The sequence below is a fragment of the Rhodococcus sp. B7740 genome (assembly GCF_000954115.1).
Classification (GTDB): domain Bacteria; phylum Actinomycetota; class Actinomycetes; order Mycobacteriales; family Mycobacteriaceae; genus Rhodococcoides.
Genome location: NZ_CP010797.1, coordinates 2,454,749 through 2,467,404 on the forward strand (window position 1 = coordinate 2,454,749; position 12,656 = coordinate 2,467,404).

Genomic DNA, 12,656 nt, shown 5'->3' on the forward strand with positions numbered 1-12,656 from the left:
CAGATGACGACACCACTCGGTTTCGACCCGAAATTCCTGGCGGACATCGACGTTCCGTTGCCCGATCGCGCCGACGTGGTGGTGCTTGCGTACACGCACTTCTCGGTGTCCATCGACCCTGCCCGACGCCTCGCCGCGGTCACCGGCGTGAACATCGACGGCGCGAGCCTGCAGGATGTCGGGCGGGGAGACAACTGGCGACTCGACGATCGGCTACCGGCTGCCCAGCAGGCCGGCAACGAGCTGTACAAGAACAACGACCTCGATCGCGGACATCTGGTTCGCAGGCGAGATCCGGTGTGGGGTGAGCGTGCGGTGGCCGAGCGCGCCAACGAGGACACGTTCCACTACACCGTGTGCGCGCCACAGACGGCCACCCTGAATCAGTCGAAGACGCTGTGGCTGGGGCTGGAGGACTACGTGCTGGGAAACGCCGAGCAGTACGACCGAAAGCTCTCGGTGTTCAGCGGTTGCATCTTCGCCGACGACGATCCGATCTACCGCGGTGTCGCCATTCCGCGGCAGTTCTTCAAGATCGCGGCATGGTCGCAGGATTCGACTCCCGCATGCACCGGATACGTTCTCGACCAGTCGCCGTCCCTCGATCCGATCCTCGACAAGCCGTTACGACTCGAGACCGATCCCCCGCCCCTCGGCCCGTACCGGACGTACCAGGTTCCGGTGGCCGACATCGCGTCGATGACCGGCCTGGAGCTGGGTGTGTTGATCGAGGCCGATCGCTATGCACCGGTGGCTGCCGCTCGTGCGGAGGCGTCGAAGTGGACCGAGCTGACGCGACTGTCGGACATCCACCTGTAAAGGGGCCTCAGGCTTCGGTGGCGGCCAAGCGGACGAAGGCTGCGGCGTCGATGGTTTCGCCTCGCGCCGTCGGGTCGATTCCGGCCTCACGCAACCGGCGTTCGGCCGCCACCGGGGAGCCGGCCCAGCCGGCGAGGGCCGCTCGCAGGGTCTTTCGTCGCTGCGCGAATGCGGCATCGATCACCGCGAAGACGGCCTTGCGATGCGCGGTGTCGGTGGGCCACGGCGGCTCGTCGTACCGATCGATACGCACCAGGCCCGACTCGACCTTGGGCACCGGCCAGAACACCGAACGGCCCACCGCGCCGGCCCTTTTGACGTCACCGAAGAACCTGGCCTTGACGCTGGGGATGCCGTAGATCTTGCTGCCCGGTACCGCGGCGAGTCGATCGGCCACCTCGGCTTGGACCATCACCACCGCGACACGGAGGCTCGGCAATTCCGAGAACAGATGAATCAGCACGGGAACGGCGACGTTGTAGGGGAGGTTGGCCACCAGTGCAGTCGGCTCCCCCGCGATGTCCGCCGCTCGGACGCGAAGCGCGTCGGCCTCGATCACCGTCAGCCGATCGGCCAGGGTCGGGGCTCGGTCTGCCACCGTGGTGGGCAAGCGGTTCGCGAGCTTGGGATCGATCTCGACGGCGATGACGGATTCGGCCACGTCGAGCAACGCCAGAGTCAGCGAACCGAGGCCGGGGCCGACCTCGAGGACCGTGTCCTGAGGGCCTACTCCCGCGGAGGCGACGATGCGTCGAACAGTATTTGCGTCGTGCACGAAGTTCTGCCCGAGCTGCTTGGTGGGCCGCACGTCGAGCTCGGCTGCGAGGGAGCGGACCTCGGCGGGACCGAGCAGAGCCGCGGATCCCCTCACATGTTCGGACACGGCGGAAACTCTACGTGGGCAGGAGTGGAGCCTGCGGAATGACCCAGGAAGGCAGGAGTGGAGCCTGCGGAATGACCCAGGAAGGCAGGAGTGGAGCCTGCGGAATGACCCAGGAAGGCAGGAGTGGAGCCTGCGGAATGACCCAGGAAGGCAGGAGTGGAGCCTGCGGAATGACCCAAGGCAGTCAGCGATAACCCAGGCGCGAGGTGCAGGCGGGCCATGCGCCCCAGCCCTGCGATTTCTGCGTCACCGATGCGATTGCGATCTGCTCTTCGCGGGTGGCGAGGTCGGCGCGCGGTGCGTACTTGAGGCCGCCCTGACGTTCCCAGGTGTTCTGGTCGAACTGCACGCCACCGTAGAAGCCGTTACCCGTGTTGATGGCCCAGTTGCCGGTTGCCTCGCACTGTGCGAGCGCGTCCCAGATCGCACCGTTCTCCACCGGCGGCACCTCGGTGCCGGGCTTGGCTCCGACACGGACGGTCTTCGGCTGCGCGGGTACCTGCACCTTCTCGTCGACCTTCTCGCGACCGACCTCGACGCCGTTGACCATGTTGATCTTCCAGGTGATGTCGGAGACGCCCGGGGCACCGGGGTTCTCGACGACGGTGCGGCTCATGTTCATCGTCGGATCTTCGATCCGCTGCTCCGGCGCGTCGGTATCGGTGGTCTCGGTCTTGGTGACGGTGCGGTCACGCGTTACGACGATCTCGGCGCCGTCGGTCACGGTCGCGTCGGGATCGGGGCTGACGGTGTCGGCTTCTTCGAGCGGCGCGCCTGCTGCTTCGAGGAATTCGCGCACGGTCGGTGCGGCCAGGGTGATCGGGGTGGCGGGGGCTCCGCCGTCGACGAGCGAGACCTGCTTGGGCAGTGCGACGTCCAACTCGGTGCCGTCGAGCGGCAGTCGCTCCGAGCGCGAGGCGGAGACGTGCACGTCCTCGGCGAGGCCGGTCTGCTGCAGTGCTTCCTCGACGGTCAGTGCGGTGGTCCAGATCTCCTCGGGCTTGCCGTCGACGTTCAGTGTGATCTCGCGGGCGCGGCGAAGGACAACGGTGTCGCCGTCGCTCAGGCCGGAGTCGGGAGCGGGAACGACCAGATCCTTGTCCGACGGGGCATAACCGGCGTCGGCCAACGCACTGCTGACGTCGGTTTTCATGGTGCTCAGCGAGATCATGTCGCCGTCGACGTCGATGGTCACGGTCTTGTGACGGCTCACGGCCATCACACCACCGGCGACGAGCGTCATCAACAGGGCCGCGATGACCAGGTAGAGAGTGGTCGAGCGGGCGGAGTTGAGGCGTCTGATAGTCGACAAGTTTCGTATTCCTGGCGGTTGCGAGCGTGACTTCGGCGTCGAAACGCCCGAGTTCGGTCACGGTACGGTAACGAATTAGCACCCACGTCGCAACTTCGGCAGCTAGAGGCCGTACACCCGCTCCGCATTGGCTGTGGCGTGAGCAGCGAGCGCTGCGGGATCCTGACCGCGAACCTCGGCCAACGCCCGCGCGGTGTACGGCAGGCAGTACGGCTCGTTGGGTGCACCTCGATACGGATGCGGCGTCAGGAACGGCGCGTCGGTCTCCATCAGCACGAGCTCGTCCGGTACCAGAACCGCGGCCTCCCGCAGCGCGTGCGCATTCTTGAAACTGACGGTCCCCGAAAAGCTGAGAACGTAACCGGCGTCGACGCAGGCCTTCGCGGTCTCGGGACCACCGGAAAAGCAGTGAAAGATCACCGTCTCGGGCGCACCTTCCGCCGTCAGAACGGCCAGCAGATCCTCGTCGGCCTCGCGATTGTGAATCATCAACGGCTTGTCCAGGCGCTTCGCGAGGTCGATGTGCCAGCGAAATCCCTCGTGTTGCTCGGCCACCGTGGCGCACCCGTCGAGCTTGCCCGGCCAGTAGTAGTCCAGTCCGGTCTCCCCGACCGCCACCACGCGAGGATCGGACGCCAACCGCTCGATCTCGGCCTTGGCGTCGTCGTCGAGCACGTTCGCGCGGGTGGGATGAATCGCCACCGCGGCCCACACCCGCGGATCCCAGGACGCCGCGTCGACGGCGAAGCGCGCGGCATCGAGGTCGTCGGCAATCGTGACCACCCGCGTGACACCGACGGACTCGGCCTTGTCCACGATCGCGGCCACACTCGCCGCGTCGGTCGCCCCACACGCGTCGAGGTGGGTGTGCGCGTCGACGAGAGTGCCGACGGACTCGGGCAACGGTGGTGCGGGACGGTCTCTGCTCACGCTGGTTAGAGTAGGCGCACCATGACTGCGCCAGCTGATGCCCCACGGCCACCGTTCTACGTCACCACGGCGATTGCGTACCCCAACGGCGCTCCGCACATCGGACACGCCTACGAGTACATCGCCACCGACACCATCGCGCGCTTCAAACGCCTCGACGGCTACGACGTGCGATTCCTGACGGGTACCGACGAGCACGGCCTGAAGATGCAGCAGACCGCCCAGACCGAGGGCGTGGACGTGCGTGAGCTCGCCGCGCGCAACTCCGACGCATTCCAGACCGCTCAGGACCTGCTGAAGATCTCCTACGGACGCTTCATCCGCACCACCGACGCCGATCACCATGCCGCCAGCCAAGAACTGTGGAAGCGGATGGAAGCGAACGGCGACATCTATCTCGACTCCTACTCCGGCTGGTACTCGGTACGAGACGAGGCGTTCTACACCGAGGCCGAGACCACCCTCGCCGAGGACGGCTCACGCGTCGCGACGGAGACGAACACTCCGGTCGAGTGGACCGAGGAGTCGTCGTACTTCTTCAAGCTGTCGCAGTACCAGGACAAACTGCTCGAGCTGTACGACGCGTCGCCGGACTTCATCGCGCCCGGCACCCGTCGCAACGAGATCGTGAACTTCGTCGCGGGCGGCCTGCGCGACCTGTCGATCTCCCGAACGACGTTCGACTGGGGCGTGCCGGTGCCCGGCGATCCGGCGCACGTGATGTACGTGTGGGTCGACGCGCTCACCAACTACCTCACCGGTGCCGGCTATCCCGACGTCGAGTCGGAGTCGTTCCGGAAATTCTGGCCTGCCGATCTGCACATCATCGGCAAGGACATCACCCGCTTCCACACCGTCTACTGGCCGGCGTTCCTGATGTCCGCGGGCATCGAACTGCCCAAGCGAGTGTTCGTGCACGGATTCCTGAACGTCAAGGGCGAGAAGATGTCCAAGTCTCTCGGCAACGTTCTGGACCCGAAATCGTTGGTGGAGAACTACGGCCTCGACCCGGTGCGCTTCTTCTTCCTCCGCGAGGTCTCGTTCGGTCAGGACGGCAGCTACAGCCACGAGGCCATCGTCGCCCGCGTCAACGCCGACCTGTCCAACGAACTCGGCAACCTCGCGCAGCGTTCGCTGACGATGGTCGCCAAGAACCTCGACGGAGCTCTCCCGACACCGGGAGAATTCACCGCCGAGGACGACGCGATGCTGGCCCGCGCCGATGCACTCCTCGAGCTCTGCCGACGCGAATTCGACGTGCAGGCAATCCATTCCGCGCTCGAAGCGATCTGGTCGGTGCTCGGTGAGACCAACCGCTACTTCTCGCTGCAGCAGCCGTGGGTACTGCGCAAGACCGATCCCGATCGCATGGCCACCGTGCTGTACGTGACGATCGAGGTGCTGCGCATCGTGAGCATCCTGACGCAGCCCGTCATGCCCGATTCCGCGTCGCGCATCCTCGACCTGCTCGGCGCACAGAACCGCGAATTCACCGACATCGCAACACGTTCGGTGCCCGGCACTGCACTACCGACCCCGACGCCGGTGTTCCCCAAGTACGAGTAGAGCGCTCCGCGCATGTGAGCGAAACTTCGTAGTGGGCTGCGAAGTTTCGCTCACGTGCGGCGAAGCCGCACTCACAAGGTCTTCTCGAGTTCCTCCAACGTGTTCTCCAGATGCGTCAGCATTCGCTGCAGGTGCGGCACACTGCGTCGGCATCCGATGAGTCCGAAGTTCAGCGAGTCGCCGTTGCTGGCGACGGTGATGTTGAGAGCCTGCCCGTCGGCCACGATGGACGCCGGGTAGATGCCGTCCAGTTTCGCGCCGTTCCAGTACAGATCCTCCTTGGATCCGGGAACGTTGGAGATGATGACGTTGAAGGGCGGCGGGGTGTAGTCGACGAATCCCGGCACCGGCCCGAACAGCAACGGAGCCATGGTGACTGCTCCCACGGCGAGCGCTTCGAGGGTGTTGAGCTCGCTCATCATCTGCTTGCCCTTGACGGTCGAATCCTTGATTCGCTCCAGCCGCGCGAGCGGATCGGATTCGTCCGTGGCGAGATTGCACAGGATGGTCGTCACCGAATTCCCGGCGTCCTTGCCGTCCCCCTCCTTGCGTAACGACACCGGAACCATTGCGATCAGCGGTTCCTCGGGCAGCGCGTTGCGATCGATGAGGTACGCGCGCAGAGCACCGGCGCACATCGCGAGCACCATGTCGTTGAGCGTGGCGTCCAGAGCCGTTCCGACCGTGCGGATCCGCTCGATCGACCAGCTCTCGGCAGCGAAGCGGCGCGCGCCACCGATGGGCACGTTGAACATGGTGCGCGGTGCCTGCAACGGCAGCTGAGCTCCTTCTTTCTTCAACGCGCGCAATCCGATTCGCGCCGAGGCCGGAGCGAAATCGACGAGGTCGCCCGCGATCTTGCGCCCCAGTGACAGCCCACTGCCCAGCTGAGCAAGCCGTCCCGGCTGCTCCTCGACGCCCTGCTTCTTGCGCTTACCGAACAGTGACGGGTCCCAGGTGGCGACTCCGCTTCGGTCGTCGGGATCGGTGGAGAGCGTGCGCTGCATGAGTTTCAATGCACTGACGCCGTCGACCAGCGAGTGATGCACCTTGGTGTACAACGCGATTCGGCCGTCCGCCAGACCCTCGATGATGTGCAGCTCCCACATCGGTCGATACCGATCGAGCGGTGCACTGTGATTGAGCGAGAGGAATTGGAACAGCTCGCGAATCCGACCGGGAGCAGGCAGCACCGTGCGGCGAACGTGGTACTCGAAATCCACGTCCGGATCGAAGGCCCAGGCCAGATTTCCCATGATCTGCACCGGACGCGCAGGGCGCTTACGGAAGAGCTCGTGTACCTCGCCGGTGGTGAACTTGCGGTGTACCTCCTCGGCGAAGTCGTGTGGATCACCGGGCGGGACGAACAACTCCAGACCGCCCACGTGCATCGGGTGCTCCCGTGACTCGGCGATCAGAAACATCGATTCCGTGATGGGCATGAGTGCCATGAGCTGTCCCTTTTCCATTTGTTTTCGGTCACGGTACGGCACCGAATGTGACTCAGAACACGACCTTACGTCCGGTCACGAAAAGCTACCCGCTATTGTCCGTTACCAGGGGTTCCAACAAGAGCGGGGTTCCGACGCACGGCGCAGATGCGCCGTGCACCGACGACGGGGATGGAGGCGACGGCTATGAATCCGGCGCTCACCGTAGTGAAATCGACCGACCCAGCAGTCACCGCACGCAGGCATTACGTCCGCGGCGCAAGCCTGCAGTCGCAGATTCTGTCCAAGGGCCTACAGCTCACTGTCCGACCGTTCCTGACGATCTGGGCGCAGACACCGTCACTTCCGTGGCCCATGGGGTTGGTCGATTACGCCGGACTGCTCGTCCCCCAGATCAGCGGCACCACCCGCAGCCGCGTCATGCTCGCCGAGTGCGACGCCGAATGGATCAGAGCCGAGGGCACCGGGTCCGATCGCGTGGTGCTCTACCTGCACGGGGGTGCCTTCGTCTGCTGCGGGCTGCGCACCCATCGCCGAATGACCTCGCGAGTGTCGAAACACGTCGACGGAGCGGTGCTGTCGGTGAACTACCGCATGATGCCGCGCAATCCGATCAGCCATGCGGTCGAGGACGGTGTCGACGCGTACCGCTTCCTCCTCGATTCCGGATACCGGCCGGAGCAGATCATCCTGGGCGGCGACTCGGCAGGCGGATACCTCGCGTTCATGGTCACCCTGGCGCTGCGTACCGTCGACTTGCCCGCGCCCGGAGGAATCTTCACCATGTCCCCCCTGACCGACATGGACCCCACCCGCAAACTCGACCACGAGAACGCGTCGAAGTGTTCGGTCTTCCCGTCCAATGCGGTTCCCGCACTCACCGCACTGGCCGATCGTGTCGATGCGCGCATCGTCGTCGACGGCGACGTGGGTCCGCGGGTGTCACCGGTCGACGGAGATCTGACCGGCCTTCCGCCGGTGCTGATCCAGGTCGGTTCGACCGAAATGGTCTATGCCGACGCCGAACTCATGGCTCAGCGACTCGCCGTCGCCGGAGTGGACTGCGAGTTGCAGGTGTACGAGGACCAGGTCCACGTGTTCCAGGCAGCCGATTTCGTCCCCGAGGCCCGCCGCGCGCTCAGAGCCATCGGCGAGTTCGCGCGGAACGTCAGCCCCCGCAGAGAAAGCTGAGATACGTTCTCCCCATGGCAGTCACAGTGAACAAGTCCGTCGACATCGACGCGGATGCAGCGGCAGTACTCGAGGTTCTCGCCGACGTCGAGGGCATTCCCTCGTGGTCCCCGGTACACAAGAAGTGCGAGGTCGTCGATCGGTTCGACGACGGCAAGCCGCACCACGTGAAGATGCAGGTCTCGATCATCGGAGTCAACGACGAACAGCTCGTCGAGTACACGTGGTCGGACAACGAGGTGTCCTGGACTCTCGTGGAGAGCAACCAACAGAAGGCCCAGGACGGCCGGTACACCCTGACTCCGAAGGGCGACGCCACCCACGTCGAATTCGAGCTGACCGTCGACCCGAAGGTCCCGCTTCCCGGCTTCCTGGTGAAGAAGGGAACCAAGACGATCCTCGAGGCCGCCACGGAGGGCCTGCGTCAGCAGGTCGTCGGCTGACGCGCTACTGCTCCTTGCGCGCAGCGAGCACTGCCTCGTAGACCTCACGCTTGGAGACGCCGTCGACCGCCACCTGGGCACAGGCGTCCTTCAACCGCATGCCCGACGCCACCAGCGCTTCCACGTCGGCAACGAGATCCTCGGGCTCCTCGGCAACGGCGACGGCTCCTTCGAGCACGACGGTGATCTCGCCGCGCACGCCTGCCCTCGACCATTCGAGCAACTCGCCGAGGCCACCGCGTCGGACTTCCTCGTAGGTCTTGGTCAGCTCCCGGCACACCGCGGCGCGGCGGTCGGAACCGAGCACGTGGACGGCGTCCTCGAGGCATGCGACGAGGCGGTGCGGTGCCTCGAAGAAGACGATGGCGCGTGGTTCGGCGCGCACCGACTGGAAGTAGCTGCGACGCTGCCCCTGCTTGCGTGGCGCGAACCCGTCGAAGCAGAACCGTTCGACGGGAAGACCGGACAGTGCAAGTGCGGTCGTCACGGCGGACGGACCGGGCAGACAGGTCACCGGCAGATCGGCGTCGACGCACGCCGCGACGAGGCGGTAGCCGGGATCGCTGACCGACGGCATCCCGGCGTCGGTGACCAACAGCACCGTCTTGCCCTCTGCCACGGCCTCGACCAGCGCCGGCAGGCGAGCCGTCTCGACCTGATCGTAGAAACTGACGACCCTGCCCGAGATCACCACGCCGAGCGAGGAAGCGAGTTGCTTGGTGCGCCGGGTGTCCTCGGCGGCGACGACATCGGCACTGCCGAGGGCGTCGCGCAGGCGCTGCGAGGCGTCACCGACGTCGCCCATCGGGGTGGCGGCAAGGATGAGCATGGCTCCAGTGTCCCGTACGCGGTGCAGCGGTTTGTCGGGCACTACCGATCAACGCCTACGATCGGTACGTGACCTTGCTGACCTCTGAGCGCTCCGGCGACCGGTCGATGGTCAGTCCCGGGCCGACCGTTGCCGCGCGCGACTGGTTCCACGACACCGATGTCCGCCGCGGTTGGATCGTCACCGTCGTCATCACCGTCATCTGCGCCATCACGCGCTTCACGATGTTGCGGTACCCCACCGATGCAGGAACCCCGGTCTTCGACGAGAAGCACTACGCGCCTCAGGGGTATCAGGTTCTCACCGGCGGCGGGCTCGAGGACAATCCGGCGTACGGGCTGGTGGTGCATCCACCGGTCGGCAAGCAGCTGATCGCCGTCGGAGAGGCGTTGTTCGGCTACAACGGGTGGGGTTGGCGTTTCTCCTCGGCCGTGGCCGGAACCCTGTTGGTACTGCTGGTCATTCGGATCGTGCGCCGGCTCGCTCGCTCGACAGTCGTCGGTGCGATCGCGGGAATTCTGCTGACCGTCGACGGCGTGACGTTCGTCAGCAGCCGGATCGGCATGCTGGACATCTTTCTCGCACTGTTCGTCACCGCGGCACTGGGCTGCTTGGTAGTCGACCGCGACGACATGCGGCGGCGACTGTCGAGAGTACGCGCCGACGGCCGAATGGACGCCAGTGTTCTGGGGCCGCGAATGGGGGTGCGCTGGTGGCGATTCGGGGCGGGCGTGATGCTGGGTCTCGCCTGCGGCACCAAGTGGTCGGGTCTGTACTTCATCGCGTTCTTCGGATTGCTGAGCGTGGCATTCGATGTGGCGGCGCGGCGCTCGTACGGCGTCGGACGCCCGTGGCGGGGAACGGCGTTGCGCGACATCGGCCCTGCGCTGTACGCGCTGGTGGTCGTCCCGATCGCGGTGTATCTGATGACCTACTGGGCGTGGTTCACCTCCGAGACCGGCGTGGACCGGCACGAGGTCGGCAACGGAATCGGTGCAGGCGGGCCGTTCTCGTTCCTTCCGGAAGCACTGCGTTCGCTCTGGTACTACAGCGGCAACGTGCTTAAATTCCATGAGGGCCTGACCAATTCGGCAGGCAACCGGCACCCGTGGGAATCGAAGCCGTGGACCTGGCCGATGGGCCTTCGGCCGATGCTGTACTACTTCGCCGACGGCGAGAGCGTATCCGGGTGCTCGGCGTCCTCGTGCGTGAAGGCGATCATGCTGATCGGCACTCCCGCGATGTGGTGGTTGGCACTGCCGATGCTGGCCTGGGTGATCTGGTCGGTGTTCGTCCGACGCGATTGGCGTTACGCCACCGTGCTCGTCGGCTATTCCGCAGCCTTGTTGCCCTGGTTCACCACGCTCGACCGGCAGATGTACTACTTCTACGCGGTGGCACTGGCCCCGTTCATGGTGATGGGCTTCGCGTTGGTGTTGGGCGACATCATCGGCAAGGCCACCGCATCGGCCGAACGGCGAGGTACCGGACTACTGCTGGTGTCCCTGTACCTCGCCGTGGTGATAGCGAACTTCGTCTGGCTCTGGCCGATTCTCACCGCAATGCCGATCACGCCACAGATGTGGCAGGAACAGTTGTGGTTACCGAGTTGGCGGTAGGGCGGTCGGGCCAGGCCGAAGCAGAGCCGGCGGAACGACCTATGCCAGCAGTGCCGTCTTGCCCTTGGTGACGCCGTCGATGCTGATGCGTCCGGCACCGAATGCAGCGAGCAGGAGCGAACCGACGCCGAGCGCGACGACCAGTTCGTAACCGTTGTCCGCAGCGAAGACGCCGTTCTCGAAGTGGACGAAGACGGCAGCACCGAGCATGTCCAGGAACAGCAGCAGCCCAGCGATCGGGGTGAAGATCCCGAGCACGAGCGCTCCGCCACCGATGAGTTCGACGAACGTCGCGAAGTACGCGGACGCGGTGGGCAGCGGAATGTTCATCGCCTCGAAGCTCGCGGCGGCACCATCGAGACCGTAGGTGTTGAGCTTCTGCCACCCGTGGGCGATGAAGACGACTCCCAGTCCGATTCGAGCAACGAGGGCGACGGCGTCGCGGACGACGGTGGAATTCATGACACATCCTTCTGGCAGGGCGGTACGGGCAGCACCACCCTGACAGAAGTAGGTTGAAGCGTCAACTCAGTTGCCGCTGGCACCCTTGAGCGCGGATTCGAGAAACGAACGGGCCTGGTCGTCGTCCAGGCCGATGGATCGCACGGTTCTGACGAACTCCGTCGCCGCCCGGGCCGCGATGTCACGCGACGGGTCACCGCCCGACGCGACGAACGACCCGGACCGACCTCGCGTCTCGATGATGCCCTGCTGCTCGAGCTCGCGGTAGGTCTTCGCGACCGTGTTCGGCGCGATCTTCAGCTCCTCGGCCAAGCCGCGAACCGTCGGAATCTTGGTCCCGGCAATGAGATCGCCCGATCGCACCAGCCCGAGAATCTGCATCCGCAGTTGCTCGAACACGGGGGTCGTGTTCGACGAATCGATATGCACGCGCACAGTAGGTGCCTTATCCGAGAGCGTCGACTGCGTCGACGATCGACGTCGAACCGGACGTGAGCATCAATGTCTTGCGTACAGCCGCGCCGGTGTCGAGCAGCTGCGCGATCACTGCGGCCACGTCGGCCCGGGTGACCTCACCCGAGTCCATCGGCGGTTCGGTCAGTGCCACCGAGTCCGTCGGGTCCTCGTCGGTCAACTTGCCCGGACGCAGAATCGTCCAGTCCAGTCCATCTCGGGCCGAAACATCTTCTTCTGCAGCAGTTTTGGCCTTGATGTAGGCCTTCCAACCGTCGTCGAGATCCTCGGCGACCGGCTCGCCCGCACCGAACGAGCTGATCAGCACGTAGCGGCGGACACCGGCCTTCTCGGCGGCATCGGCCAGCAGCACCGCGCCCGCGCGGTCCACCGTGTCCTTGCGCTCGGGACCGCTGTTGGGGCCCGCACCCGCCGCGAACACGACGGCGTCGGCACCGACCAACACTGCGGCCACATCGTCGACCGAAGCCGATTCGAGATCGATCACCTGCGGCAACGCGCCGAGCGCAGTGACGGCATCGACGTGGTCGCTGTTGCGAATCAGCGACACCGCGCGGTCTCCTTGGGCGGTGAGCACCTGAGTCAGATGTTGGGCGATCTGGCCGTGGCCACCTGCAATGACAATGCGCTTGTCGGTCATATCGACTACTCCGTTCCTGACGTGAATCTGTCGGGTT

Annotated in this window: 13 protein-coding genes; 5 read left to right on the forward strand and 8 right to left on the reverse strand. The window is 65.3% G+C overall.

Annotated features, from left to right (window positions below):
- Positions 1 to 3 precede the first annotated feature (3 nt).
- A complete protein-coding gene (locus NY08_RS11200) occupies positions 4 to 819 on the forward strand; it encodes a DNA/RNA non-specific endonuclease (protein ID WP_045196410.1) in 816 nt (271 codons plus the stop codon).
- A 7-nt stretch (positions 820 to 826) separates the two neighbouring features.
- Here NY08_RS11200 and rsmA read toward each other — a convergent pair whose 3' ends face one another.
- The 3 genes from rsmA to NY08_RS11215 all read right to left on the reverse strand — a co-directional run bounded on the left by rsmA (position 827) and on the right by NY08_RS11215 (position 3,944).
- Positions 827 to 1,702 (reverse strand): 16S rRNA (adenine(1518)-N(6)/adenine(1519)-N(6))-dimethyltransferase RsmA, encoded by an 876-nt coding sequence (gene rsmA / locus NY08_RS11205; RefSeq protein WP_032395719.1) that lies wholly within the window; start codon positions 1,700 to 1,702, stop codon positions 827 to 829.
- 184 nt (positions 1,703 to 1,886) lie between these two features.
- Positions 1,887 to 3,014 (reverse strand): resuscitation-promoting factor, encoded by a 1,128-nt coding sequence (locus tag NY08_RS11210; RefSeq protein WP_032395720.1) that lies wholly within the window; start codon positions 3,012 to 3,014, stop codon positions 1,887 to 1,889.
- A gap of 102 nt (positions 3,015 to 3,116) precedes the next feature.
- Positions 3,117 to 3,944, reverse strand: a complete 828-nt coding sequence (locus NY08_RS11215; protein WP_045196412.1) for a TatD family hydrolase — start codon at positions 3,942 to 3,944, stop codon at positions 3,117 to 3,119.
- Positions 3,945 to 3,965: 21 nt separating this feature from the next.
- On the opposite strand from NY08_RS11215, the gene metG reads away from it, so the two are divergent.
- The gene (gene metG, locus NY08_RS11220) at positions 3,966 to 5,510 is read left to right on the forward strand and encodes a methionine--tRNA ligase (RefSeq protein ID WP_045196414.1); all 1,545 of its coding nucleotides are present in this window, start codon (positions 3,966 to 3,968) and stop codon (positions 5,508 to 5,510) included.
- Positions 5,511 to 5,581: 71 nt separating this feature from the next.
- Here metG and NY08_RS11225 read toward each other — a convergent pair whose 3' ends face one another.
- Positions 5,582 to 6,961: a WS/DGAT/MGAT family O-acyltransferase gene (locus NY08_RS11225; protein WP_045200218.1), complete on the reverse strand. Its 1,380-nt coding sequence runs from the start codon at positions 6,959 to 6,961 to the stop codon at positions 5,582 to 5,584.
- A 171-nt stretch (positions 6,962 to 7,132) separates the two neighbouring features.
- Here NY08_RS11225 and NY08_RS11230 point away from each other — a divergent pair, with 171 nt between their 5' ends.
- On the forward strand, positions 7,133 to 8,152 hold the full coding sequence (locus tag NY08_RS11230; protein WP_032395724.1) for an alpha/beta hydrolase: 1,020 nt from the start codon (positions 7,133 to 7,135) through the stop codon (positions 8,150 to 8,152).
- A 14-nt stretch (positions 8,153 to 8,166) separates the two neighbouring features.
- A complete protein-coding gene (locus tag NY08_RS11235) occupies positions 8,167 to 8,595 on the forward strand; it encodes an SRPBCC family protein (protein ID WP_045196416.1) in 429 nt (142 codons plus the stop codon).
- Positions 8,596 to 8,599: 4 nt separating this feature from the next.
- Here the strand turns inward: NY08_RS11235 and rsmI are convergent, their stop codons facing one another.
- Entirely contained in the window at positions 8,600 to 9,424 is an 825-nt protein-coding gene (gene rsmI, locus NY08_RS11240) for a 16S rRNA (cytidine(1402)-2'-O)-methyltransferase (protein WP_045200220.1), read from the reverse strand.
- A 107-nt stretch (positions 9,425 to 9,531) separates the two neighbouring features.
- Here rsmI and NY08_RS11245 point away from each other — a divergent pair, with 107 nt between their 5' ends.
- The gene (locus NY08_RS11245; protein ID WP_045200222.1) at positions 9,532 to 11,043 is read left to right on the forward strand and encodes a dolichyl-phosphate-mannose--protein mannosyltransferase; all 1,512 of its coding nucleotides are present in this window, start codon (positions 9,532 to 9,534) and stop codon (positions 11,041 to 11,043) included.
- A gap of 39 nt (positions 11,044 to 11,082) precedes the next feature.
- Here the strand turns inward: NY08_RS11245 and NY08_RS11250 are convergent, their stop codons facing one another.
- From NY08_RS11250 to NY08_RS11260, 3 genes are all read right to left on the reverse strand, one after another.
- Positions 11,083 to 11,505: a DoxX family protein gene (locus NY08_RS11250; protein WP_032395726.1), complete on the reverse strand. Its 423-nt coding sequence runs from the start codon at positions 11,503 to 11,505 to the stop codon at positions 11,083 to 11,085.
- 66 nt (positions 11,506 to 11,571) lie between these two features.
- On the reverse strand, positions 11,572 to 11,940 hold the full coding sequence (locus tag NY08_RS11255; protein WP_045196418.1) for a GntR family transcriptional regulator: 369 nt from the start codon (positions 11,938 to 11,940) through the stop codon (positions 11,572 to 11,574).
- A gap of 10 nt (positions 11,941 to 11,950) precedes the next feature.
- Entirely contained in the window at positions 11,951 to 12,619 is a 669-nt protein-coding gene (locus tag NY08_RS11260; RefSeq protein WP_045196420.1) for an SDR family oxidoreductase, read from the reverse strand.
- Positions 12,620 to 12,656 lie beyond the last annotated feature (37 nt).

Bases quoted from the DNA above. Each gene is read 5' to 3' on its own strand.
- NY08_RS11200 (WP_045196410.1), top strand. From the start codon at position 4: ATGACGACACCACTCGGTTTCGACCCGAAATTCCTGGCGGACATCGAC.
- metG (WP_045196414.1), top strand. From the start codon at position 3,966: ATGACTGCGCCAGCTGATGCCCCACGGCCACCGTTCTACGTCACCACG.
- NY08_RS11225 (WP_045200218.1), bottom strand. From the start codon at position 6,961: ATGGCACTCATGCCCATCACGGAATCGATGTTTCTGATCGCCGAGTCA.
- NY08_RS11230 (WP_032395724.1), top strand. From the start codon at position 7,133: ATGGAGGCGACGGCTATGAATCCGGCGCTCACCGTAGTGAAATCGACC.
- NY08_RS11235 (WP_045196416.1), top strand. From the start codon at position 8,167: ATGGCAGTCACAGTGAACAAGTCCGTCGACATCGACGCGGATGCAGCG.
- rsmI (WP_045200220.1), bottom strand. From the start codon at position 9,424: ATGCTCATCCTTGCCGCCACCCCGATGGGCGACGTCGGTGACGCCTCG.
- NY08_RS11245 (WP_045200222.1), top strand. From the start codon at position 9,532: ATGGTCAGTCCCGGGCCGACCGTTGCCGCGCGCGACTGGTTCCACGAC.
- NY08_RS11250 (WP_032395726.1), bottom strand. From the start codon at position 11,505: ATGAATTCCACCGTCGTCCGCGACGCCGTCGCCCTCGTTGCTCGAATC.
- NY08_RS11260 (WP_045196420.1), bottom strand. From the start codon at position 12,619: ATGACCGACAAGCGCATTGTCATTGCAGGTGGCCACGGCCAGATCGCC.